This is a genomic window from Microcystis aeruginosa FD4 (assembly GCF_009792235.1).
Taxonomy (GTDB): Bacteria; Cyanobacteriota; Cyanobacteriia; order Cyanobacteriales; family Microcystaceae; genus Microcystis; species Microcystis viridis.
Genome location: NZ_CP046973.1, coordinates 4,739,594 through 4,764,232, shown reverse-complemented (window position 1 = coordinate 4,764,232; position 24,639 = coordinate 4,739,594). Strand labels below are relative to the sequence as shown.

Annotated in this window: 21 protein-coding genes; 11 read left to right on the top strand and 10 right to left on the bottom strand. The window is 44.3% G+C overall.

Going from position 1 to position 24,639, the window contains the following annotated elements:
* Nucleotides 1–286: 286 nt before the first annotated feature.
* The 6 genes from GQR42_RS23705 to GQR42_RS23680 all read right to left on the bottom strand — a co-directional run bounded on the left by GQR42_RS23705 (nt 287) and on the right by GQR42_RS23680 (nt 4,543).
* On the bottom strand, nt 287–475 hold the full coding sequence (locus GQR42_RS23705) for a hypothetical protein (protein ID WP_158201858.1): 189 nt from the start codon (nt 473–475) through the stop codon (nt 287–289).
* Nucleotides 476–483: 8 nt separating this feature from the next.
* Nucleotides 484–759 carry a cell division topological specificity factor MinE gene (gene minE / locus GQR42_RS23700; RefSeq protein WP_158201857.1) on the bottom strand — a complete coding sequence of 92 codons (276 nt, stop codon included), beginning with the start codon at nt 757–759 and terminating at the stop codon, nt 484–486.
* Nucleotides 760–788: 29 nt separating this feature from the next.
* Nucleotides 789–1,589 carry a septum site-determining protein MinD gene (gene minD, locus GQR42_RS23695; RefSeq protein WP_147069275.1) on the bottom strand — a complete coding sequence of 267 codons (801 nt, stop codon included), beginning with the start codon at nt 1,587–1,589 and terminating at the stop codon, nt 789–791.
* A 201-nt stretch (nt 1,590–1,790) separates the two neighbouring features.
* A complete protein-coding gene (gene minC / locus GQR42_RS23690) occupies nt 1,791–2,618 on the bottom strand; it encodes a septum site-determining protein MinC (protein WP_158201856.1) in 828 nt (275 codons plus the stop codon).
* A 12-nt stretch (nt 2,619–2,630) separates the two neighbouring features.
* Nucleotides 2,631–3,023, bottom strand: coding sequence for a hypothetical protein (locus tag GQR42_RS23685; protein WP_158201855.1), 393 nt, complete (start codon nt 3,021–3,023; stop codon nt 2,631–2,633).
* 200 nt (nt 3,024–3,223) lie between these two features.
* The gene (locus GQR42_RS23680; RefSeq protein ID WP_158201854.1) at nt 3,224–4,543 is read right to left on the bottom strand and encodes a four-carbon acid sugar kinase family protein; all 1,320 of its coding nucleotides are present in this window, start codon (nt 4,541–4,543) and stop codon (nt 3,224–3,226) included.
* Between the two features lie 150 nt (nt 4,544–4,693).
* Here GQR42_RS23680 and lpxA point away from each other — a divergent pair, with 150 nt between their 5' ends.
* The gene (gene lpxA / locus GQR42_RS23675; protein ID WP_158201853.1) at nt 4,694–5,530 is read left to right on the top strand and encodes an acyl-ACP--UDP-N-acetylglucosamine O-acyltransferase; all 837 of its coding nucleotides are present in this window, start codon (nt 4,694–4,696) and stop codon (nt 5,528–5,530) included.
* Between the two features lie 118 nt (nt 5,531–5,648).
* A complete protein-coding gene (lpxB, locus tag GQR42_RS23670; protein ID WP_158201852.1) occupies nt 5,649–6,851 on the top strand; it encodes a lipid-A-disaccharide synthase in 1,203 nt (400 codons plus the stop codon).
* A gap of 154 nt (nt 6,852–7,005) precedes the next feature.
* On the opposite strand, the gene gcvP is transcribed toward lpxB, so the two are convergent.
* Together gcvP and GQR42_RS23660 are read right to left on the bottom strand one after the other, a co-directional pair.
* The gene (gene gcvP / locus GQR42_RS23665) at nt 7,006–9,993 is read right to left on the bottom strand and encodes an aminomethyl-transferring glycine dehydrogenase (RefSeq protein WP_199273231.1); all 2,988 of its coding nucleotides are present in this window, start codon (nt 9,991–9,993) and stop codon (nt 7,006–7,008) included.
* 203 nt (nt 9,994–10,196) lie between these two features.
* Nucleotides 10,197–11,822, bottom strand: a complete 1,626-nt coding sequence (locus tag GQR42_RS23660; protein WP_158201851.1) for an ArnT family glycosyltransferase — start codon at nt 11,820–11,822, stop codon at nt 10,197–10,199.
* A 479-nt stretch (nt 11,823–12,301) separates the two neighbouring features.
* On the opposite strand from GQR42_RS23660, the gene GQR42_RS23655 reads away from it, so the two are divergent.
* Nucleotides 12,302–13,111, top strand: coding sequence for an aminotransferase class IV (locus tag GQR42_RS23655; RefSeq protein WP_158201850.1), 810 nt, complete (start codon nt 12,302–12,304; stop codon nt 13,109–13,111).
* A gap of 269 nt (nt 13,112–13,380) precedes the next feature.
* On the opposite strand, the gene GQR42_RS23650 is transcribed toward GQR42_RS23655, so the two are convergent.
* Complete coding sequence (locus tag GQR42_RS23650) at nt 13,381–13,731, bottom strand: single-stranded DNA-binding protein (protein ID WP_002797092.1); 351 nt, start codon at nt 13,729–13,731, stop codon at nt 13,381–13,383.
* Nucleotides 13,732–13,958: 227 nt separating this feature from the next.
* Here GQR42_RS23650 and GQR42_RS23645 point away from each other — a divergent pair, with 227 nt between their 5' ends.
* The 3 genes from GQR42_RS23645 to mreD all read left to right on the top strand — a co-directional run bounded on the left by GQR42_RS23645 (nt 13,959) and on the right by mreD (nt 16,384).
* Nucleotides 13,959–14,996, top strand: a complete 1,038-nt coding sequence (locus GQR42_RS23645) for a rod shape-determining protein (protein WP_158201849.1) — start codon at nt 13,959–13,961, stop codon at nt 14,994–14,996.
* Nucleotides 14,997–15,086: 90 nt separating this feature from the next.
* A complete protein-coding gene (mreC, locus tag GQR42_RS23640) occupies nt 15,087–15,836 on the top strand; it encodes a rod shape-determining protein MreC (protein WP_158201848.1) in 750 nt (249 codons plus the stop codon).
* Nucleotides 15,803–16,384 carry a rod shape-determining protein MreD gene (mreD, locus tag GQR42_RS23635; protein ID WP_158201847.1) on the top strand — a complete coding sequence of 194 codons (582 nt, stop codon included), beginning with the start codon at nt 15,803–15,805 and terminating at the stop codon, nt 16,382–16,384. Before mreC ends, mreD begins: the two co-directional genes overlap by 34 nt.
* A gap of 35 nt (nt 16,385–16,419) precedes the next feature.
* Here the strand turns inward: mreD and GQR42_RS29660 are convergent, their stop codons facing one another.
* A complete protein-coding gene (locus tag GQR42_RS29660) occupies nt 16,420–16,542 on the bottom strand; it encodes a hypothetical protein (protein ID WP_257792604.1) in 123 nt (40 codons plus the stop codon).
* On the opposite strand from GQR42_RS29660, the gene GQR42_RS23630 reads away from it, so the two are divergent.
* The 5 genes from GQR42_RS23630 to GQR42_RS23610 all read left to right on the top strand — a co-directional run bounded on the left by GQR42_RS23630 (nt 16,541) and on the right by GQR42_RS23610 (nt 24,619).
* Complete coding sequence (locus GQR42_RS23630) at nt 16,541–18,991, top strand: transglycosylase domain-containing protein (RefSeq protein WP_158201846.1); 2,451 nt, start codon at nt 16,541–16,543, stop codon at nt 18,989–18,991. The genes GQR42_RS29660 and GQR42_RS23630 overlap by 2 nt on opposite strands.
* A 77-nt stretch (nt 18,992–19,068) precedes the next feature.
* Nucleotides 19,069–20,823, top strand: coding sequence for a M61 family metallopeptidase (locus tag GQR42_RS23625; RefSeq protein ID WP_158201845.1), 1,755 nt, complete (start codon nt 19,069–19,071; stop codon nt 20,821–20,823).
* 23 nt (nt 20,824–20,846) lie between these two features.
* Nucleotides 20,847–21,773 (top strand): branched-chain amino acid transaminase, encoded by a 927-nt coding sequence (locus tag GQR42_RS23620; RefSeq protein ID WP_158201844.1) that lies wholly within the window; start codon nt 20,847–20,849, stop codon nt 21,771–21,773.
* Between the two features lie 421 nt (nt 21,774–22,194).
* On the top strand, nt 22,195–23,715 hold the full coding sequence (gene kaiC, locus GQR42_RS23615; RefSeq protein WP_002744832.1) for a circadian clock protein KaiC: 1,521 nt from the start codon (nt 22,195–22,197) through the stop codon (nt 23,713–23,715).
* 73 nt (nt 23,716–23,788) lie between these two features.
* Nucleotides 23,789–24,619, top strand: a complete 831-nt coding sequence (locus GQR42_RS23610; RefSeq protein ID WP_158202566.1) for an amino acid ABC transporter substrate-binding protein — start codon at nt 23,789–23,791, stop codon at nt 24,617–24,619.
* Nucleotides 24,620–24,639: the final 20 nt, after the last annotated feature.

The window sequence follows — 24,639 nt, the reverse complement described above, 5'->3', positions numbered from 1 at the left end:
GTAATCAGTAATCAGTAATCAGTAATCAGTAATCAGTAATCAGTGAAAAGAAAGCTCAGAACTTGCCACTTAATACTATTCACTGAAAACTCAAATCTGATCATTGATAACTGATCACTGATCACTGATAACTGATATATCGGGATTAGTTCTTTACGGTTTGTCAAAAATGAGATTGTATCCTAAAGAACCACATTTTTTCCTATTTTTAACAAAAATTTCACTATTCTTGCTTCTTTTCAGAGGGCAAAAGGGTTTTCTTCCTGGGAGCTTTTTCCAGAAAAAATTATTGGTCACTGTTGACCGGTAACTGCTCGGGAATATTGAGAAGGGGCAAGCGATCGCCACGAAACAATTCCTCACTTTCTTGGCCCAATTCAATTAACCAATGATTGAGGGAACGCAAGGCCAGATAGGAGAGAAGAAAGGGACTGACCGCTAGACTAAGCCAAAGCTCGATCGGTTGAGTTTTCATGGCAATTTTTAGGTTAAAGGACGGCGTTTGATCCGACGAATCGGAAAATTAGCAATCAGGGCTGTAGTTCGTTGGTCACTTTCTAGGAGTAACTCGGTTTCCTCGGTGTCGATATCAAGATAACGACTGACCACTTCTAAGATTTCTTGACGCATCATATTGAGAAGCTCGGGACTAAGATCGGCCCGATCATGGGCCAGAATAAGTTTTAAGCGTTTTTTAGCTTGGTCGCCACTTTTGCCCGAACCGCGCCATGCTAGAAGTTTATCGATCAGGTCATTCATAGTAGGTTAAGGGGTTGAGATGAGAGAGTTTAGGGACCAAACAAGCGACGACGCAGACGGGTAAGAAAACCTTCCTGACCGGCCATTAAATCTAGAAATGGCACATCGCGACCCTGTAAACGTTGGGCAATATTTCTAAAGGCCATGGAGGGGAGAGAGGTCTTCTCCTCTAATACTAATGGTTCCCCTTTATTAGTGGAAATAATAATTCTTTGATCGTCGGGAATAATCCCCAAAAGGGGAATTACCAATAAGTCAAGAATATCCTCGACGCTGATCATCTGGTTAAGTTGGATCATTTCTGGCCGCAGCCGGTTGACAATCAGACGGATACTTTTAATATCTTCGCTTTCTAGTAATCCCACCACGCGATCGGCATCTCTCACCGCCGACATTTCTGGGGTAGTAACTATGATCGCCTCTTGAGCAGCTGCGATCGCATTGCGGAAACCCATTTCAATTCCTGCCGGGCAATCAATCAATACATAGTCGTAACTTTTTGACAATTGGGCGACTAAATCCTTCATTTGAGCGGCAGTAATTGCCTCTTTGGTGCGGTTTTGTGCTGCTGGTAATAAGACCAGATTTTCCTGTCTTTTATCCTTAACTAAAGCTTTATCAAGGCTACAATCTCCCGCCACCACATCGAGGGCAGTATAAACTATACGCTGTTCTAATCCTAACAATAAATCGAGATTTCTCAGTCCGAAATCGGCATCGACAAGGGCGACTCGACAGCCTAATTGAGATAAAGCTGAACCTAAGTTCGCCGTTACTGTCGTTTTACCGACTCCTCCCTTTCCCGATGTCACCACAATTACACGAGCCATAATTTATATCAGTTATCAGTTATCAGTTATCAGTTATCAGCTATCAGCTATCAGTTATCAGTTATCAGTTATCAGTTATCAGTTATCAGTTATCAGCTATCAGTTATCGGTTTGATAGAGTTTTTCATCTCAACGCAGTTAATCCCTATTTTTACTGGTCACTGAATCACCCTTTACTGATCACTGTTTACCAGTCACTGATCACTTTTTTTCGACCCATCCCACTTTATCTTTAAAGGTGTAGGTTCTGGAAAAATTATAAGCCCCAATGATGCGGATTCCTCCTTCGCTGATACAGGCGATTTCTGGTTCCAGGCGATCGCTTTTTAAAGCCGGGGCGCGTGCCACTAATTTGGCGATCCTCAGTTGAGTTAAGTCGATTCGCAAGGCCATAATTACCGCCGCTCGATCGCCGCGGAATCCAGCATGGGCCACACCGCGTAAACTCCCCCAAACTAATATATCGCCATCAGCGACGATCGAGCCGCCGGGGTTGATATCGCCCATGACTATAACTGTACCCGGGTGACGGATTTCTACACCCGATCGCAGGGTGGTTTTTAAGTACAAAGGTTCGGCGAGGAGAGATGGCAGCGGTTGCTCGTCCCCGAAAACCGTGGGATTCGATCGCATTTGTTCGACGTTGTAACCCATGGTTGCCGCTGCCACTGCGGTTTGTCTTCTTTGGGTTTGGATGGTATGCAGGGATAATTCGGCGCTGTCTAAAATTGTGGCGATCGCTTGTAGTTGCCGCGTATCCATCAGGCGATCGCTTGCCTGTAGGTGTACAGGTGTTCTAGCGGGGCAGTTTTGACCGCTATTACGGAGATAATATTTCAATCCTGTCAAGATATCTGTCCAATCCTGACTTGTCTCCCTGGCACTGGTTTTGGGCAAAATTAGCACCAATTTCTCGCCCTCACTTTTTAGATGGATTTGGGCGTATCTTGACCTTACCGAGGCTGATGGCTCAATTTTTTCGGGTTCTAGGTCGATTTCTTGATTTATTTCGGTTTTAGTTTCATCCATAAAGATAATTTTTTACTTAAACAAGACAAAGCGCAAAATAGCGATCAGCAAACCGACGGAAGCGGTAATCAGTGAACCGCCTAAAATGGTTATCAATGCCCAAATTTGATTTTTTTGACTGCCCTCGACTATTTTGAGGCGATTATCCATCCCTTCGACTCTTTCGGTTAATTTTGCCTGTCCTATCTCTAGGGATTTAACATCTTGCTTGATTTCCTTGATATCTGCTTTAATTTCGCCAATATCAGCTTTAATTTCGACGATACTATTCTCGATCGCCGTGAAACGAGTCTCGATCACCGTGAAACGAGTTTCGAGCGCCGTGAAACGAGTCTCGATCACTTTTTGTCCGTTGATAATTAAGTCTTCTAGCCTTTGCAAGTCCGTATCGGCAACAGTTTTCATAAAAATTAACCGGCTATCAGTATAGATGTTTCTTTAATTATGAACCTTGAGCAGCCAGCAGCCGTGGAAATTATGAATTATGAATTATAAATTATGAATTGGGGAGCTTTTTCAGTGATCAGTCAACAGTAAACAGTCATCAGTGAACTGAAAACTCACATCTGCTCACTGATAACTGATAACTGATAACTGATTGCCTCCTATTGACACAAACGTTGATAAACTGTGGCCAAAGCTTGGACATCACCGACGTTACCCGGGAAAAGAACCACAGGTAAATTAGGAAAGAGGGGATGCTCGGCTGCTGTGCGGACCATGGAGACACCGGGGAGAATCTGACCGAGTAAACGGGCTGATCGTAGGCTTAAACCCGTACTTAAGACATCATTAGAGGTAATTCCGCCTTTACTGATTAAAAAACTGATGTCACTGGGTAAACCCTTAACAATGTCCATTAATAGGGTGGAAACGGCAACCCCAAAATCAAGACGTTTCTGCACAGAGGCAAAGGTTAACTCTTGCCGACTGGTATAGATCACGGGGGTTTGTTTATTTTTGTGAATAAGCTTGACTTTTTCTAGAACTTGTGATAGGAGTTGATCTCGTTGGTCGGGACGATCGCGCAATGCCGTCACATCGATTTCGACTCCGACGGTATTGGGTTGTTGAAGCAGTTGATGTAATTGTTGGCTAGTTTTTTTGACGTGGGAACCGACGATAATTGCCCCGGCTGCCCCCGTGGGCTTATACTTACCCATAGATTCGGGAGCGATCGGTTGAGTTCCCAAATTAGCCAAAGAAGTTAAAATACTGGCGGCACTACGGAATAAAAATTTTTTTCCTTGCCCTGCGGCGGTTAAAATATCTTCAGCAAAGCGATCGAGATCCGCTTGAGTTTCCCCGTCTACCACCCCACATTGATTATTTTTGAGCTTTTGCAGTCGTTCTAAACTACCTTGACGGATATCTGCCAATAAAAATCTCTCTACATCATCTGCTTTAATTTTCCCTTTCGTTTTCTCCTCCACATAATCCGGCAGATAACTGTAGTGGTAGGCAAAAACCGAATCGCGAGCGAATTCCGTCTCGTGGACGGGAGTGGGAACGCCATCGATGATTAAATAGTGAATACTATCGCGAGTGATTCTACCCCCCTCAAAAAAGGCTGGAATCAGGAAATGTGCATCAAAACCGCCCAATTCTTCGGCAATAACATCAGTTTCGATCGGATAATGCCCGCGCAGGGTAGAATCGGAACGACTAACCACCAAAAAATCCTCGATTCCCTCTTTAGTTAGGGCAGTTTTCAGGTTATGACAGACTTCTCTGGTGACAGACTCGGCTTTTTCGGGGGTTAAAGCGCGAGTATTCGTCAAAACAAAGAAAATTGGCGCATTATCTGCCAATCCCAAGCGGAGAGTATCTTCATCCCACCGCATCAATAACAGACAACTATGGACTGTTTGGGAACCTGTCGGGTCATCATCTAAGACTATAATTTTAGGTCTATTATTGCTCATATATTTTTTATCAGGATGGGAGGGACGAAGGAACCAAGAGAATCTGGTTAATAGTTTATCGGGTTCTGGTTCCCCATTAAAGTCGTCCCCGGACTAAGCAACCGCTATCAATCTTGATCACAATCTGTCCAATATAGGATAAGCTATACCATGATTCATACAGTGACGAAGTTGAGCGCGGGAGACTTCCCTTTGAATACGTTAATTCACCCCACTGCGGTTATCCATCCGTCGGCAAAACTTGCTGCCAAGGTTAAAGTCGGCCCCTATGCTGTGATCGGGGCCCATGTGGAAATTGAAACTGATACAATTATTGATGCCCATGTGGTCATTGAAGGTCCGACCAAAATTGGCAAGGGTAATCATATTTTTTCCGGGGCTGTTATTGGTAATGAACCACAGGATTTAAAATATAAAGGTGGCGAAAGTAGGGTAGAAATTGGTGATTATAACCAAATTCGCGAGTTTGTCACAATTAATCGCGCCACAGATACGGGAGAAGTTACCCAAATTGGCAATAATAATTTATTAATGGCCTATGTTCACGTTGCCCATAATTGTATTTTGCAAGATAACATTATTATCGCTAATAGTGTCGCCTTGGCCGGTCATGTCCAGATCGAATCAAAAGCAGTTATCGGGGGGGTTTTAGGAGTACATCAATTTGTTCATATTGGCAAAATGGCCATGTTAGGAGGAATGAGTCGTATTGATCGCGATGTTCCCCCTTTTACTTTAGTGGAAGGCAATCCCTGTCGCGTGCGAACTCTTAATTTAGTCGGTTTACAAAGGGCCGGTTTTACCGATGAAGATCTAGCTTTACTGAAAAAAGCTTTTCGGATTATCTATCGTTCTAATATAAATCTTCAGCAGGCTTTAGAACAAGTTTCTCTCTTAACCGATAACCCCCATGTTCAACATCTCTGTCAATTTTTACAATCCTCTACCACGGGAGAAAAACGTCGCGGTTTAATTCCGGGGAAATAATCCCAAGGTAGGGTGGGTTAGGCGACAATAACTGATATAATTCACCAATAACTTTACTATTCGCCGTAACCCACCGTTCTCAGAATTTCCCCATTGCCTATATTAAATAATTATCCAAATGCGTATATTTATTAGCACAGGTGAGGTATCGGGTGATTTACAGGCAGCGATGCTGATTGAATCCCTTTTTCAACTAGCTAAAACCCAGGCAATTGAGTTAGAAATTTTTGCCCTAGGCGGCGATCGCATGGAGTTAGCCGGAGCAAAAATGTTGGGTAAAACCACTCGACTGGCTGCCATGGGATTAATTGAATCTATCCCCTTTATTTGGCCAACTTTACAACTACAAAAACGAGCAAAAGAGTTTTTTAGAGATCATCCCCCTGATCTGATTATTTTAATTGATTATGTGGGGGCAAATGTAGCGATCGGTCAGTCGGCTAAAAAAATTATTCCCCAGGTGCCAATTATTTATTATATTGCCCCACAGGTGTGGATTTGGTCAGAAGAAAATATCCCCTCAGCTAAACTCAGGGCCACAGCAGAAAAGTTATTTAATACGGAAAAATTAATCGCAGTCACCGATAAATTATTGGCAATTTTTCCTGCCGAAGCTCGTTTTTTTGAAACAAAAGGTTTACCGGTAACTTGGGTGGGACATCCTTTAGTTGATCGTATGGCAAATGCTCCCAATCGCCAAGAAATGCGGCAAAAATGGGCAATAAAACCCGAAGAAACGGTGGTCGCTTTGTTACCCGCTTCCCGTCAACAGGAGTTTAAATATCTCGTGCCGACGGTGTGCGCTGCTGCCCAAAAATTACAGGAAAAAATTCCCGATATTAAGTTTTTAATTCCCGTTCCCTTAGCTTTATACGAACCCAAAATGCGAGAATTAGTAGAGAAATATGGATTAAATGCGGTGATTATGGAACGAGATCAGACTTTAGAAGCGATTGCTGCGGCCGATCTGGCTGTGGCTAAGTCTGGTACAGTTAATCTCGAAATTGCTTTGTTAAATGTGCCGCAGGTGGTGGTTTACCGTTTAAGTGCAGTTACTGCTTGGATTGCCCGCAATATTATGAAGTTTTCTGTACCATTTGTCTCACCGGTAAATTTAGTTTTAATGCGAGAAATTGTTCCCGAATTATTACAAGAGGAAGCTAACCCAGAGAGAATTATGCAGGAATGTCTAGATTTATTATTAAATCAGCAACGTCGGCAAAAAATGTTAGATGAATACGCAGAAACCACAGCCGGTTTAGGAACAGTAGGTAGTTGCGATCGAGTGGCGCAAGAAGTGTTTAAAATAGGCCTTTGTTAGGGTTAGGAGCCGGTCGTCAGGATTCAGGAGATAGGAGATAGGAGATAGGAGACAGGAGACAGGAGATTATTTTTATTTATTCTCCCCACTTCCCCATCACCCCACACCCCACACCCCACACCCTACCCCCACGAAAAACTCTTTGCCGCAAATCCTACTTATAAGCGTCCATACCCTCACAGGAACAAACCAGATTTCTGTCCCCGTAAGCATTATCAACCCGTCCCACTACTGGCCAGAATTTATAATCTTTTAGCCAAGAAAGCGGGTAAGCTGCCTGTTGACGGGAATAGGGACGACTCCAATCATCGGCAGTTAAAACTGCGGCTGTGTGGGGGGCATTTTTCAAGGGATTATCGTGGGGATCCATGCTACCATTAGCGATCGCTTGTACCTCTTGATAGATAGTTAACAAAGCTTCACAAAAACGGTCTAATTCCCCCAAAGATTCGCTTTCCGTGGGTTCCACCATCATTGTACCCGCCACGGGCCAAGAAACCGTCGGCGCGTGGAAACCGAAATCCATCAAGCGTTTTGCCACATCTTCCACCTCGATGCCGGCCTGTTTTTTCAGGGGACGTAAATCAATCACACACTCGTGGGCGACTGTTCCTGCGCTACCCTTAAATAACACTGGATAGGCCGACTCTAGACGAAAAGCCAGATAATTAGCGTTCAAAATCGCCACTTCCGTCGCTTTTTTCAAGCCTGCTGCCCCCATCATAGCGATATACATCCAAGAAATCACCAAAATGCTGGCACTACCCCAAGGTGCGGCCGAAATTGCCCCAATCGAGTCCTGATGCTTACCGTTAGCGGTTTCTGGGGATAATTTCGCCGAAACCAGGGAAACATCGGGCAGAAAAGGCACTAAATGGGATTTTACTCCGATTGGTCCCATACCCGGTCCGCCACCACCGTGGGGAATACAGAAAGTTTTATGGAGATTCAAGTGACAGACATCAGCACCAAAATCCGCTGGACGACATAAACCCACCTGAGCATTCATATTCGCGCCATCCATATAGACTTGACCACCGTATTGATGAATCAAGGCACAAATTTCGCTAATTCCCTGTTCAAAAACGCCGTGAGTGGAAGGATACGTCACCATCAAAGCCGCTAGATTATCCTGATGCTTCCGGACCTTAGTTTTCAGGTCATTAATATCAATATTGCCCTGAGAATCGCAATTAACCGCCACTACTTTCATACCACACATAACGGCGCTGGCAGGATTAGTCCCGTGAGCGGACTCAGGAATTAAGCAAATCTGACGATGACCTTGACCGCGACTTTCATGGTAGGCTCGGATTACCTGTAAACCGGCATACTCTCCCTGAGAACCGGCGTTTGGTTGTAGGGAAATGCCATCAAACCCGGTAATTTCCCCTAACCAAGTTTCTAACTCTTGAAAGAGCAGTTGATAGCCTTCTGCTTGGTCAATCGGAGCAAAAGGGTGTAATTTGCCGAATTCTGCCCAAGTTACTGGAATCATCTCCGCTACGGCATTCAGTTTCATCGTACAGGAACCGAGGGGAATCATGGAAGTATTTAAGGCTAGATCCTTTGTTTCCAGACGGTGCAGATATCTGAGTAATTCCGTTTCCGAGTGGTAACGATTGAACACCGGCTCGGTAAGATAGGCACTGGTACGGGTTAAATTAGCGGGTAATTCTAGACTAATTTTCTCGACTAATTCCGCCGTGGTAAAGGGTAATTCCTCGGTTGCGGCGAAAATTTGCCATAAATCCCACACATCCCTGAGAGTGGTGGTTTCATCGAGACTAATTCCTAGATTATTGTCATCAAAATAACGCAGATTAATCTTCTGGGTTTTTGCCTTCGCGAGGAGATACTTAACTCCCGTGCATAGCGTCACTTTGAGCGTATCGAAGTGCGGTTCTTTCCCCACCTCATAACCCAACTGTTTTAAGCCATTTGCCAACAAAGCGGTTAATTTCTGCACTCTTTGGGCGATTTTCTTGATTCCTTCCGGTCCATGATACACCGCGTACATGGAAGCAATCACCGCTAGTAACACCTGTGCGGTACAAATATTACTGGTGGCTTTATCCCGGCGGATATGTTGTTCGCGGGTTTGCAAAGCTAAACGCAGTGCAGGTTTACCCTGACTATCCTTCGATACCCCGACAATGCGCCCCGGAATGCTGCGTTTATAGACATCTTTGGTGGCAAAATAGGCGGCATGGGGACCCCCATAACCCAAGGGAACCCCAAAGCGTTGACTGCTACCCACGGCAATATCAGCCCCCAATTCGCCGGGGGGAGTCAACAGGGCTAAACTGAGAATATCGGCGGCAACGGTGACTAAAGCCCCATTTTCCTGCGCTTTGCTGATAAATTCCCGATAGTCATAAATTACGCCATCGGTGGCTGGATATTGTAATAATGCGCCAAAAATCGGCGTTTGGAAGTCAAAGAGACGATGATCATCGATAATAATGTCAATGCCTAAAGGAATCGCTCTGGTTTTAACAACTTCAATCGTTTGGGGATGGCAACTACTAGAGATAAAGAAAGCATTGGCTTTAGTTTTACACAGTCCGTAACTCATACTCATCGCTTCTGCGGCTGCTGTTCCTTCATCGAGGAGGGAAGCGTTAGCAATTTCCAGACCGGTTAAGCTAGTGATGAGAGTTTGGAAGTTTAAGAGAGCTTCTAAGCGTCCTTGGGCGATTTCCGCTTGATAGGGAGTATAGGCGGTGTACCAACCCGGATTTTCTAAGATGTTGCGAAGAATTACCGGCGGGGTGATACAGTCATGGTAGCCCATGCCAATAAAGGAGCGAAATACCTGATTTTTGGAGGCAATAGCTTTTAATTGGGCAAGAGCAGCGTATTCACTCAAGGCAGGTGCTAGATTAAGGCTTGTTTGTAAACGAATTCCTGACGGGACAGTTTTAGCGATTAACTCCTCAACGGTAGCAACACCCAAAACCGCCAGCATTTTCTCGATTTCCGTCTCCGTCGGTCCAATATGACGGTTAACAAAGCTATCGGTACAGTCTAGCAGGTCTTGCAGGTCAGCAGGAGCGAATTCCTCGGTTTTCTCGGCCGTAATTGACCTATTTAGCATATTAATCTCGGTTTCAACAATTACAAAAGTGCTGCGTTTCATCGCTAGGGGTGATTTTAACGCAACTGGTAAAATTTGGCTCTCTTATTCTTTGTGTGATCAGTTTAACTTACTATAGAAGCGATCAATCTTTGTGTCCTCTGTGTCGGTCGGGTTCCTTCCACTCGCTCGCCAGCAGGACTGTATCTTAGAATATATTTTAGCCACCAAACCTAAGATCGAAAGTATTCACAAAATTAACTTCACTACTGCTTCGTCACCAAAAACCAACCGGAATCCGTAGATCCGATCGCCTTTAATCCTTCTAAATCAGTAGCTTCTTTAGTTTGACGATCGATAATTAGGTAAGGTTGCTTGTGACTTTGCCAGTGATTGATTAATTCTTCAGCAGCAAGGGGAAAAACTCGACGACCACTATAAAAATTTAACGAGGGGCGCTCGTAGGCAAAAGCAATATAAACGGGGTGATCGGCCGGCACATATTTCTCCACTAAACTCGCCACTGGTTTGACGGGGAAATTCTCATTTAATTCCCAGATCCACAGGGGAGAATTGACAAAAATAAACAAAGAAACCAACATTCCCCAGAGTAAAACCACGCTGAATTGTTGCGAGCGCCGAGCTAACAAAATTGCCGTTGTCACCATGGTCAGGGACAGTGACAATAAGGTTAAAAGAATTAAGGGATGGAGAGGTTCAATAGCGGCAAAATTACCAGGAAAATAGGCCATTAAAGCTAATAAACCCGCCCCAACGCCGATAATACCCAAAATAATTGACCAGATTGGATTATAGGGGCGATCGATAGGAAGATTACCCACCTGCGCTAAGGCATAACCGGCCGCTAAAGCCAAGGCCGGATAGATCGGCAGAATATACCAAGGCAACTTAGTCGCCATTACCGAAACTACGGACAGATAAACACCCGTCCAAACTAACAGTAACTTCGCCCAACTGTAGAGATATTCCTGACGGGCTAAACGTAAACCCCAAACCGAGAAAATTAACCAGGGCCAACTATATTTAAGAATTTCCAGCAGATAATACCAAAACGGTCCGCGATGATTGTCCAGATCGTCACTAACTCGCTTTAACTGTTGAACAAAAAGGGAATCGAGAAACTCCCGCTCGTAGTGCCAAAATTGGGCGGCATACCAAGCAAAAGCGGGGGTTGCTCCCAATAACCAACCCGACCAAAAATAGGCAGAAGTTAATAACCGGGGGGTATCCCAGAGCAGAAAAATAAAGCCGATACCCGCCAATAATAGCCCCATAATCCCCTTCGTCAGACAAAGGAGGGCAAATCCTAACCCCGCCCCCAGAGACCAGCGTAAATCGCGCCGTGAGCGCAGTAAACTAACAAACATCAGGATTTCAAAACACAATACCGCTCCATCCAACATGGCTAAACGGCCATGACGCACCACCGGCAAAAGAGTTAAATAGATCAAGGCCGACAGTAAAGCTGGCAAACGAGCGGGAAAAATTTCTCGACCGAGAAGATAGAGAAGCGGCACCGATAAAGCTGTAAAAAAAGCGGGAATTAATCTAGTATTGGCCTCATTGATGCCCCAGAAATGGTAGGTTAGACCAATTAAACTATGAATCAATGGCGGTTTATTCAGGTAGGGATCACCCCAAAGACTAGGAAATAACCAGCGCAATTGTTCCAGTGGGGTTTGGCTAATTTCCTTGGCCACCTGAGCAATGGTCGCTTCATCCCAATCCCGCAAGGGTAAATTACCTAATCCCACTAGATAGATAATTAAGGCCGCTATTAATAATCCCAGTAAACACAGAAATTCTTTAAAATTTTCTCTCTGACGCAATTTATAGCTAGAATATCCCCAAGTAAATTTTTGACGGTTCATAAGCTAGGTCAGTTATCAGTTATCAGTAAACAGTAATCAGTGGACTTATCCCTAATATTATCTCAAGAATAAAATTTTGTCTAGACAAGAAACTTACCCAAATAAAAATGATTTTAATGTTCCCATATTTTTTCAGTTAAATTGAATTAGCAACGACAGATAAGTAGGGAGGCACAATTATTTGTGGGATGGGTTAGCGCACTTCGTAACCCATGCGGGCGTTGGGTTTCATGCTTCAACCCAACCTACGTTCATCTTATATTTAATTCCACCCACCTACTTATATATTTCAACATCGAACTACTTATTAGTACAAGGCAGCAAAGCAAGCTCTGATTGAGTTATAATTTTTGGATATGTCTAATGAACTGAAAACTCACATCTGATAACTGATAACTGATAACTGATAACTGATAACTGATAACTGATAACTGATAACTGATAACTGATAACTGATAACTGATAACTGATAACTGATTATGTATTGGTATAATGGCGAATTAATCGAGAATGAGCGCATAAGTCTGGATATTAATGATATTGGGCTGCTTTATGGAGCGACAATATTTACTACCCTGCGTATCTATCAACAAAGCTTAGATCATCCCCTAACCCATTGGCAAGAGCATCTCCAACGTCTGCACTCTAGTTTACAAGTTTTCCACTGGCCCGCTCCCGATTGGCAGCGAATTCGCCAAGGAGCCGAAAAATTATCCCTATTGTATCCTGTCCTGAGAATCACAATTTTTCCCGATGGCAGGGAGTGGATTAAAGGCAGATTTTTACCCGAAGATTTAAACCTTAGACAAGAGCAGGGAATTATTGGCTGGGTAATAGATAATCCCGCTTGGCAACGGGTTTTAGGAGAACATAAAACTGGTAATTATTTAACCCCTTGGTTAGCGTCACAAACTGCTCAAAAAAAAGGGGCAAAAGAGGCGATATTAGTCGATCGAGTCGGTCATTGGTTAGAAACTAGCACGGGCAATTTATGGGGATGGAAAGATAATTGCTGGTACAGTCCCCTGCTGACTGCTGATATTTTACCCGGGATTGGGCGCTCGGCTTTGATCGGCTGGTTAAAAAAACAAAATATTTCCCTAGAAGAAAATCTCTGGACTCCTGAATTTGTCAGGACTTTACAAGCGATCGCCTATAGTAATTCCTTGGTCGAAATTATCCCTTTTAATTCTATTCTTGGCTGTGATCTAGAGATAAATACAGCCATTTATCGGCAAGTTTTACCAGATTTACAGCAATATTTTTCCAGTCAATTAGAGAATAAATAAGGTTTGCTGAATAAATCTAAAAACCTTATCCAACAAGGTTTTTAGACTTTTTTTTCCTCAAAAAGTGCCGACCATGGGAGTGATTGGGGGGAAAATTCAGGGACTTTTTCCCTGAAAATTAGGTAATTTACCACCTGAAAATGGGTAAAACCCTACACCCCACACCCCACACCCTACCCCCACGAAAAACTTTTTGCCGCAAACCCTAAATAAGGATGTGTTACTAGAGGCTAACACACCCAAAATCTGGAAATAATGCCGCTCAAGCTTTAAAATTCTCGCTCGGAATTAGCCTCACTATCGCGCTTAGAACCGAGTAAATCTAATTGATCGACGAGAATCACTGGTTTAGAACGAGCTAATCCCGTGTTTTTATCATTCCAGGTATCCATTTTCAAAGAACCTTTAATCCCGATTAAACCGCCTTTTTTCACATAATTAGCGGCCACTTCCGCCGTTTTGCCCCAAATTTCCAGATCGAACCAATCCGGCTGATCGCTATTTTTAGAGCGACGATTAACCGCTAAAGTGAAAGTACATAAAACCTTACCCGACTCGAAATACTTGGTTTCCGGGTCTCTCCCCGCTCGTCCCACCAAATGAACCAGATTTAAACTCATGGTCTTAAATCCTCAATTTAGTACAATAGTATGTTTATTTTAGCCCGAAACCTTGGACTTGACCGGTGGGCAGCCAGAAAATTAGGCCGAAGACCTGCGTAAATCTGGAGAGAAAGAAGCGATAATTAACTAGACTTGAGAAACAAAACGTAATAGAATCCAAGTCGATTCGATCGAAAGTCTAGCTATAGCAAGCAACGTTGTTATCAGAACAGGAGTGAAAACAAGTGGGTTTTTTTAGAGGTCTAACCTTATCAAGAGACATAGGTATAGACTTGGGGACGGCAAACACCCTCGTTTATGTGTCAGGGAAAGGTATTGTTTTAGAGGAACCATCGGTAGTGGCGATCGATCAAGATCGTAACCCGGTCGCTGTCGGGGAGGAGGCCAAAAAAATGCTCGGTCGGACTCCGGGCCATGTCACCGCGCTGCGACCCCTGCGCGATGGCGTAATCGCCGATTTTTACAGTTGCGAGATCATGTTAGCGGAATTCATCAAACGAGCGCTCGATGGCACGATTGGCAATCCCCGCATGGTAATCGGTGTTCCCAGTGGGATTACTGGAGTAGAAAGACGTGCGGTGGTGGATGCGGCCAAAAATGCTGGATCGCGAGAAGTGGGGTTAATTGATGAACCGGTTGCGGCGGCCTTGGGTGCCGGTTTACCCGTCTCGGAAGCGACGGGAAATATGATCATCGATATCGGTGGTGGCACGACGGAAGTGGCGATTCTCAGTCTCGATGGGACGGTGATCAGCGAATCGGTGCGCGTCGCCGGGGATGAACTCACGGAAGCAATTATCGCCTATCTGAAAAAAGTCCATAACCTGATTATCGGCGAACGTACGGCCGAAGATATTAAAATTCGCCTTGCTTCAGCTTATCCCTCCCCCGGAGATGAATTTCCTCCTCTGGAAGTGCGGGGATTGCATCTCATGTCCGGTTTACCCCGCACCGTGACGATAAAAGCGGAAGAAGTGCGGGAAAGTATGGATGAACCACTTTCCGTGATCGTTGATGCGATCAAACGTACCCTAGAAAAGACTCCCCCCGAATTGGCCGCCGATATTATTGATCGCGGCATCATGTTAGCGGGAGGAGGTGCTTTATTACGGGGACTCGATCGCCTAGTCAGTCACGAAACCGGTATCGTTACTCATATCGCTGAAGATCCCCTGCGCTGTGTTGTCAAAGGCACGGGAGAAGTGTTAAAAAATCAGAAACTCTTTGAGCGGATCGTTAATGAAACAACTCGCAATGTCTAAAGGTCACTAGGATCGGTTAGCCGTTAGCTATCAGCAGCGGAAAAATGGACCGATTCTCACTCTACACAGCCAAGAGGTTTTAAATCGCTCATGTATTCAGCACGACGAAAATGGACACAGCAGGGATGGCGACTGTTTCTGCTCGCTGCCACTCTGGGGGGAGCTTGGTACATTCGCACCTATCAAAGTGGGGCGATTTTAGAATTGTATGGTTTATTAACTCGTCCTTTTCAGGGAGAGGAAACTAATCTGCAAGAGCAACTTCTGGCCGATCAACGGGTGCGAGAATTACAAAATCGTTTAAGTGAAGTCGAATATCAAAATCAACAATTAAAAAAACAGCTTGGTTATTATCAAACCCAGAAAAAACCCCTGATTTCTGCCCCAATTATTGGCCGCAGCGCCGATGATTGGTGGCAACAGGTAATTATCGGTCGGGGTAGCGCCGATGGTGTGCAAGTGGGTGCTTCGGTGACGGGAATTGGCGGTTTAGTGGGACGGATTACGGAAGTTACCCCCCACACCAGCAAAGTTTTATTGGTCAGTAATTCCCAAAGTCGCATCGGAGCAACGGTGAATCGCAGTCGGGCCATGGGTTTAATTCAAGGTCAGAATTCCCAAGTCGCCACCCTGCGCTTTTTTGAAAAAGCTCCCGATGTCAAACCGGGAGATGTGGTGACAACTTCGGCTTTTAGTAGTCTTTTTTCGCCGGGGTTGGCCATCGGTCGCATAATTTCCCTTAATTTACCGGAAAATCCCGCCCCCACCGCCAAAATTGAATTTACCGCCACCGTGGACAATCTCGAATGGGTGTTCGTTCACCCGCAACCCCAGCAGTGAGAGGGGGAATTATGCTGAAATTAAGCCGTTTATCAGCCCGTTCTCGTTTTATCCTGAATATTTTAGTCACTATCGCTTCGCTGCTTCTCTGTGCCTTTCTTTCCTTAATGCGGCTGCCCGGTATGGAGATTTTAGGCATCGCTCCCAATTGGTTACTGATTTGGTTGGTTAGTTGGAGTCTCAATCGCTCTTGTCTCGATAGTGTGGTGGCTGGATTAGCGATCGGCACTATTCAAGATAGTCTTACCTCTAATTATCCTTCCCATATCATGGTTTTTGGTCTGATCGGTTTCCTCACTTCCCGTTTACACCGACAACGTTATGTTAAAGAAGAATTAATCGCTGTGGTCTTAATTGTCTTTGTTATGACTTTAATTGCCGATGGTGCGATCGCTTTTCAATACTATCTACAAGGAGGTAAAAATCTCGCTGATCTTTGGCTCGATTATCAACGCATTGGCCTCACTTCTGCTCTGCTTAGTAGTCTCTGGACTCCCCTCGTCTATTATCCCCTCCAGCAATGGTGGCGACAATTTAGTGATCTTTAGGGGATAGGGGATAGGGGTTAGGGGATGGGGAAATTTCAGCTAAATTCCCCACTTCCCCACTTCCCCACACCCCACACCCTACACCCCACACCCCACCTCCCCACTTCCCCACTTCCCCACTTCCCACTTCCCCACTCCCTCACCCGCTCAATTAACATGAAATACAAACAAAAACTTAGTCAATTTTTTCATAATCTCGCTAATAAATTAGAGAATTCCGAGCAACCCCCTAAAGTCGATCCTATCGACTCCAAATCTGCGCCAGTTCCAGAGGAAAAGCCAGTAGAAGCCGCTTCTGAAGAAAAAAAGGTTAATTTAGTCTCCCAAGCCAGTAGTAAGGCTCTAGAGACATTTAAACCCTTAAAAAACAAATTTACTACCCTGATCGACAATTCCCCCTTACCGCAATGGCGACAACATCCCCGCTTTGGGTTGTACTTGGGAGTAGGATTAGGGGTGACAGGGGGCATTTTGGGGGTAGGTTGGGGCATTTATCGCCTTGAAACCTCTTTACCGCAAAATATCGCCGATATACAAACATATACTCGTCCCGGCACCCTAACCATTCAAGCCGCTAATGGGGAAATCCTCAAACAAAATGGACCTAGCACTTACGAAACCGTGAAGATTGCTCAGGTTCCCCAACTGGTACAGGAGGCCTTTATCGCTAGTGAAGACCGTCGTTTTCGTGAACACGGGGGAGTTGATGGTCAAGGTATTGCTCGCGCTCTCTTTTCTAACCTGAGAGCCGGGGGAGTGGTGGAAGGAGGCAGCACCATCACCCAACAATTGGGCCGGATTGTCTTTTTATCCCAAGAAAAGAGCTTTGATCGCAAATTACGGGAAATGCGTATCGCTCAGAAAATCGAAGATAAATATACAAAAGACCAGATTTTAGAGCGTTATTTTCACCTAGTTTATCTCGGTTCCGGGGCCTACGGTCTTGCCGATGCCGCTTGGTTATATTTCAGTAAACCCGTCGATAAATTAACTCTAGCCGAAGCTGCCACCCTGGCTGGCATTGTTCCCGCTCCTAGTCTCTATTCTCCCCTCGAAAACCCTAAATCTGCCCTAGAACGGCGTAATATCGTCCTCAAAACTATGGCCGAGGTGGGATTTATTACTAACGCTCAAGCGGAACTGGCGATCGCATCTCCCCTAGGCCTTAAAACCAGTCCCCTCAAACGTCTGCAACGGCAAGCGGCCTATTTTACCGATTATGTGGAAAAAGAACTGCCGCAACTGGTTCCCGCTCAAACCCTAGAAGCGGGGGGATTGGTGGTAAAAACCACCCTTAATCCTCGTTGGCAAAGCGAAGCGGAGGAAGTGGTAGAAAGAGCGGTTTCTCGTTATGGCCAGTGGCAGAACTTCCAACAGGCGGCTTTAGTGGCAATTGACCCCAAAAATGGGCAAATTAAGGCCATGGTCGGGGGAATTGACCACGAGAAGAATCAATTCAATCGGGTGACACAGGCAAAACGTCAGCCGGGATCTACTTTTAAACCTTTTGTCTATGCGGCGGCGATTGCGGCGGGGAAATCCCCCTATTCTAGTTATAAAGATGCTCAGTATGTGGTGGATGGTTATAAACCAGAAAACTACGGCGATAGGTATAGCGGCCGCGAGGTGTCCATGCGCGATGCTTTGACTTCTTCCCTGAATGTGGTGGCAGTTCAGGTGTTAGTGGCTGTGGGTTGGAATCCGGTGATTAAATTAGCTCAAGCTCTGGGCATCCAGTCGAAACTTTTACCCACTTATTCTTTGGCTTTGGGTGCTTCGGAAGTCAATCTTTTAGAATTGACCAGCGCCTACGGAACTTTTGCTAATAATGGTGTGCATCAACCGGTTTACGGTATTAATCAGGTACTCGATCGCCATGGTAAGGTAATTTATCAAGCCAATTTTAAACCGAAAACTGCTCTCAATAAAAACACGGCAGCGACGATGACTTGGATGCTACAGGATGTGGTTAATTCGGGAACGGGAACCCCCGCACAAATTGGTCGTCCGGTGGCAGGAAAAACCGGCACTTCTGACAAGGCTCGCGACCTTTGGTTTGTCGGTTATATTCCCCAATTAGTCACGGGAATTTGGCTCGGTAATGACAATAATAAACCCACCAATGGAGCCAGTACCATGTCCGCTTGGATGTGGCGACAATTTATGTTAGAAGCAATTAAGGATATTCCCTATCAAGGTTTCCCAGAACCGAATTTAGGCAAACGTCCAGTGACAGTAAAAGCGGAACCAATTAAACCCCGACGTACCTACTTTACCCAAACTACTAACAATCGTTTAGCCAGCAGCGATGAGGGTTCCCCCACCGAAGGACCCATCCGCAGACGGCGACGGGTTCGGGTCAGTCGTGAGCAAACTATCGTCCGTTCTAATACTAGCGAACCCAGCCAACGCCGTTCTAGTCGTCGGCGTACTAGCACCGCTCCTACCAGCGCCGCTGTTCCTAGTCCTGAAAATACGGCCCCCGCGGCAGCCGAACCGATTACCGTTCCCGTCACTGTGGCAGCTCCCGAAACTCGTTCGGTTCCCCTACAGGTAACTCCTCCCCCCGATGTGACTCCTCCTGCACCCCCGGCAGAAAGACGCTGACGGATTTTTGGCGGCGAAACTGGGGAATTTAGCCGAAAGCTTGCCGCTATAATAACTTAAAAGCTTGTTTAACGCCGATGACCAGTCTTATTTCCCCCACTACCATCTCCTCAACCCGTTTAAGTCTCAGCTATCAAGTTGCTATGTCGGAACCGACTTCGCACCTCTTTGAAGTCACTCTAGAGATTACCGGTTGGCAAGCTCCGATTTTAAACCTAAAAATGCCGGTTTGGACTCCCGGTTCCTATCTAGTGCGGGAATACTCCCGTTTAGTCCAAGATTTTCAAGCTATTAACCTCAACAGTCGCAAAGTTGCTAAAAATCACTGGCAGATTGACAATGGTAACAGTTCCGAAATAACGGTCAAATATCGCGTTTTTGCCCACGATTTAACCGTCAGAACCAACCATCTTGATGATACTCACGGTTACTTCAACGGGGCTGCTTTATTTTTCTATATCCCCGATTATCAAAAACATCCCCTCACCCTGACAATTATCCCCCCCCATGGCGATTGGCGCATTACCACTGCCTTAAAATCTTTACCCGGACAGAAAAACAGCTTTCACGTTCCCGATTTTGATACCCTGGTGGACAGTCCTGTGGAAGTGGGTATTCATCAGTTATACGATTTTGTCGTCGAGGGAAAACCCCATCAATTAGCTATCTGGGGACGGGGAAACGCCAATCCTAGTCAAATTATCGCCGATACCACTAAAATTATTCAAACCGAGTCCGCTATGTTCGGTGGACTCCCTTATGATAATTATCTCTTTTTGCTACATCTTTCGGCGGCTGGTTACGGGGGACTAGAACATAAAAATTCCTGTACCCTTAACTATATGCGTTTAGGATTGCGAGATAAGGATAAATATCATCGTTTTCTGCAATTAGTTGCCCATGAGTTCTTTCATCTCTGGAATATCAAGCGTATTCGCCCAAAAGCTTTAGAAAGCTTCGATTATGACGCAGAGAATTATACTTCTTCCCTCTGGTTTGCCGAAGGAACCACCAGTTATTACGATATGATAATCCCTCTACGGGCGGGAATATACGATAGTAAGACTTTTTTAGAGCTTTTAAGCAAGGAAATTACTCGTTATCTCAATATACCCGGTCGTCTTGTCCAACCGCTAGGCGAATCCAGTTTCGATGCTTGGATTAAACTCTATCGACGGGATAGCAATAGCGATAATAGTCAAATTTCCTACTATCTCAAGGGGGAATTATTGTCGCTGCTTCTCGATTTACTAATTCGCACCCACACTGATAACCGTCGTTCCCTCGATGATGTTTTACGCTCGATGTGGCAACATTTCGGTAAAGAGGAGATTGGTTATACCGATGGGGAATTGCAAGCAATTCTCGAATCTGCCTCGGGAGTGGATTTAAGCGACTTCTACCAGCGTTATATCGACGGTTTAGAAGAATTACCCTTTAATCAATATCTTGAACCTTTTGGACTCTATCTGCGGGGTGTTGGCAATGGGGAGACGATACCTTATCTGGGAATGCGGGTACAGAGTGAAGCGGGTAAAGAAATGATTAAATTTGTCGAGATGGGTTCCCCTTGCCAAAAAGCGGGAATTAATGCTGATGATGAGTTATTAGCCATCGATGGATTGCGGGTGACGGCGGAACAGTTAAACGAAAGATTAAAAGACTACCGCGCAGGTGATATTATTCAGATAACAGTCTTTCATCTCGATGAATTGCGAACCCTTGCTGTTCCACTGGCCACCCCGCAGACGATTCGCTATGAAATTATCAGGGTAGAAAATCCTTCTAATAGCCAGAAACAAAATTTTTCTGCATGGGTAAATCCCGTTTAGTTCTTGGTTAAATCAACAAAAAAATGTCTATTACCGCCGAAATTCCTTTCCTTCCTCTCGCCTATTTTGAGAATAAATTTATCCCTTTTAGTGAGGCAAAATTATCCGTTGCTACCCACGCACTACACTACGGAACTGCCGCTTTTGGGGGTTTACGAGGTACTCCTGACCCTAGCAATCCAGGACAGATATTATTATTTAGATTAGAACGTCATTCTCAGCGTTTAAGTCAAAGTGCTAAGTTTCTTAATTACGAGATTCCTGCCGATAAAATCTATCAAATAATTATCGATTTTGTCAAAAATAATCAGTGTCATCGACCTTTTTATATTCGTCCCCTTGTCTATAGTTCCGGGTTGGGAATTGCCCCGCGATTGCATGGTATCGAGAAGGATTTTCTAGTCTATGGTCTGGAAATGGATGATTATTTAGCAGCCGATGGGGTTAACTGTCGGATTAGTTCTTGGTATCGTCAAGAGGATAGAAGTTTCCCGTTGCGAGGTAAAATTAGCGCCGCTTATATCACTTCTGCTTTAGCAAAAACGGAAGCGGTAGAATCGGGGTTTGATGAGGCAATTTTAATGAATTCTCAGGGTAAAGTCTGTGAAGCGACGGGAATGAATATTTTTATCATCAGAAATGGTCAGCTAATTACTCCTAGTTTTGACCAAGATATTCTAGAAGGGATTACTAGAGATAGTGTTTTAACTATTGCGCGGGATTTGGGTATTCCGGTTATTGAAAGACCTGTAGATAAGACGGAGTTATTTATCGCTGATGAGGTGTTTTTAAGTGGCACTGCGGCGAAAATTACTCCGATTAAAAAGATTGAAACTTTTTCTTTACCCGTCGATAAACCGATTACTTATCAGTTAAAAGCCAAGTTAAGTTCTATTGTTCTCAATCAGGAACCAAAGTATCAAGATTGGATTACTAAAGTTCCTTTGTAGTTAGAGAAATTAACTTGATTTTCCCAGTGGATGCGTCAAATGATGGCGCATCTGAACTAACCCTGAAATAAACAGAATTTATCTATTTTTCGGTTTGATTCCTTCCTGTGTTAATTGTGGCGGAGATTTACCTGCTTATACTAAATCCAGTTATTAAAAACTGATTATTTATTCTCCGTTTTGCATGAGTGCATGAGTAGAAAACGGGTTTCTCGGAGAAACCCGTTTTCTGTGCGTTACTCAACGGATTTAGTATTATCTAGTTTCCATTTATTCTTGGGTGAATCTGTGCTGCATTTAAACTATGTCTTGGAAATTTTATTACCAATGCTCAAACTCTCAAACTAGGGATGAATTTCTGGTATCACTGGTCACTGAAATAGGTACAATAAACATTAGCTCGTTTTCATAGAGAAATTAAATGACGCAAAATAATCCCCTAGAGTTGATTGAGAAGTTAGAAACAGGAATCCCCGGCTTTGATTTTCTTTCGGAAGGGGGATTGCCGAAAGGAAGAGCAACATTGATAGCGGGAACAGCAGGAAGTGCTAAAACGGTCTTTGCCTGTCAATTTCTGGCAGAAGGCATCAAAAATGGAGAAAATGGCGTTTTTGTCACCTTTGAGGAGCCACCCCACGCACTCAGAAAAAATATGGGTGGTTTTGGTTGGAATATCCGGCAGTGGGAGGAAAATCGCCAATGGGCCTTTGTTGATGCTTCCCCCCAACCGGAAGAAAAGCCGATGGTGACGGGAGAATACGACCTAGGCGCATTAATCGCTCGCATTGAGTTTGCTATCCGCAAAAATAAAGCCAAACGGGTGTCTATGGATTCTTTAGGCGCAATTTTTAGCCATTTGAGTGATAGCGCTCAAGTGAGAAGTGATCTTTTTCGTCTAGCAACCGCTTTGCGAGAATTGGAAGTAACAGCGATTATGACCGCAGAAAGAACCCAAGAATACGGCGAAATCAGTCGTTATGGGGTGGAGGAGTTTGTGGCCGATAATGTGGTGATTTTACGCAACGTTTTAACCGATGAGAAAAGAAGAAGGACAATCGAAATTTTAAAATATCGCGGAACCGATCACCAAAAGGGAGAATTTCCTTTTACAATTATTCCCAACAAAGGGGCCGTGATTATTCCTTTATCAGCTATTGAACTAGAACAAAAATCCTCTAATATTCGTATTACTTCCGGCAGCCTCGAACTCGATAGAATGTGTGGGGGTGGTTTCTTCCGCGATTCGGTTATTTTGGTTTCGGGAGCCACGGGAACAGGAAAAACCCTGATGGTGACAGAATTTATGGCCGGGGGAGTAACCAATGGGGAAAGATGTTTGATTTTTGCCTTCGAGGAAAGTCGCGAACAGTTATTTAGAAATGCTACTGGTTGGGGGGTGGATTATGACCGCATGGAAAAGGAAGGTAAATTAAAGGTAGTCTGTCGTTATCCCGAAACTACGGGTTTAGAAAATCATTTAATTATGATGAAGGAAATTATCGAGGAGTTTCAACCGAATCGAGTGGCAGTAGATAGTTTATCTGCTTTAGAAAGGGTTTCTAATCTGAAAGGATTTCGGGAATTTATTATCGGTTTGACTTCTTTTATTAAGCAAAAAGAGGTGGGAGGATTATTTACTTCCACCACTCCCACTTTATTAGGAGGTTCCTCGATTACAGAAGCGCATATTTCTACAATTACCGATTCAATTATTCTGCTGCGTTATGTGGAAATGTATGGAGAAATGCGCCGCGGTATCACTGTTTTAAAAATGCGCGGTTCTATGCACGATAAGGATATTCGTGAGTTTTCGATCGATCATCAAGGTATGCACATTGGTCAACCTTTCCGCAATGTTACCGGAATTCTGGCCGGAACTCCTATGTACACAGCACAAACAGAAGTAGAACGTTTGAGTGGATTATTCGAAGATCGTAGTTAAAATATAGCAGCATTTGCTAATCGTGCGTCGGTGGTTAGCTTTTTTCTCCCTATCTCCTTCTTGCTTTCTTGATATGTCTAAAAACTTTTGCTTTATTTTTCTCGGTCTTTTACTGATAAATAACCTACATTTATCAGCCTTGGCAGAAACAGTTTTACAAAGAATTGCTCGCACGGGAGAATTAAAAGCGGCAGCCAGAAAAGACGCTATTCCCTTTAGTTATATCGATGAGAAAACGGGACAATGGACAGGTTACGGAGTGGAATTAATGCGCTTAGTCCAACGTCGATTAGAACAAGAATTAGGTAAACCAGTTACAATAAACTTTACAGAAGAGACGACTAATAATCGTTTTCAGCAAGTGGAACAGGGCCAAGTAGATTTATCCTGTAATGCGGCAACAATCACGGAAGAAAGACTAGAAAAGGTTAATTTTTCTATTCCCTATTTTATGACAGGAGCGCAATTTTTAACTAAAAGGGAAAATGTTGATAAAATAGATATTAATAACACTTTAGCGGCAGTTGCGATCGCCTACATTTCCCACACCACCACCGATAGTATTATTCGTTATATCTATCCTCTGGCTAATTGGCAAGCTGTCAGCGATCGAAGTGAAGCAGTGGCAAAATTACAAAGGGGAGAAGTTAAAGCAGTGGTTAGTGATGGAATTCTTCTACTGGGGGAAATCGTTAAACAAGGACAGGATCCGCGACAATTTGTGCTACTACCCCGTCAACCGATTACCACCGAACTTTATGGCTGTATTTTACCCAAAAACGCTCCCGAATGGAAAAAATTTGTTGATACTGTCGTCGGCAGCTATGATAACCAGAAACTGCGAGAACAATGGTTTAATTTAGAAGAAAGTTCTTTCCCCTATAGGATTCTCAGTCAACCCTAAAAATAGACTGTGATTGCTGA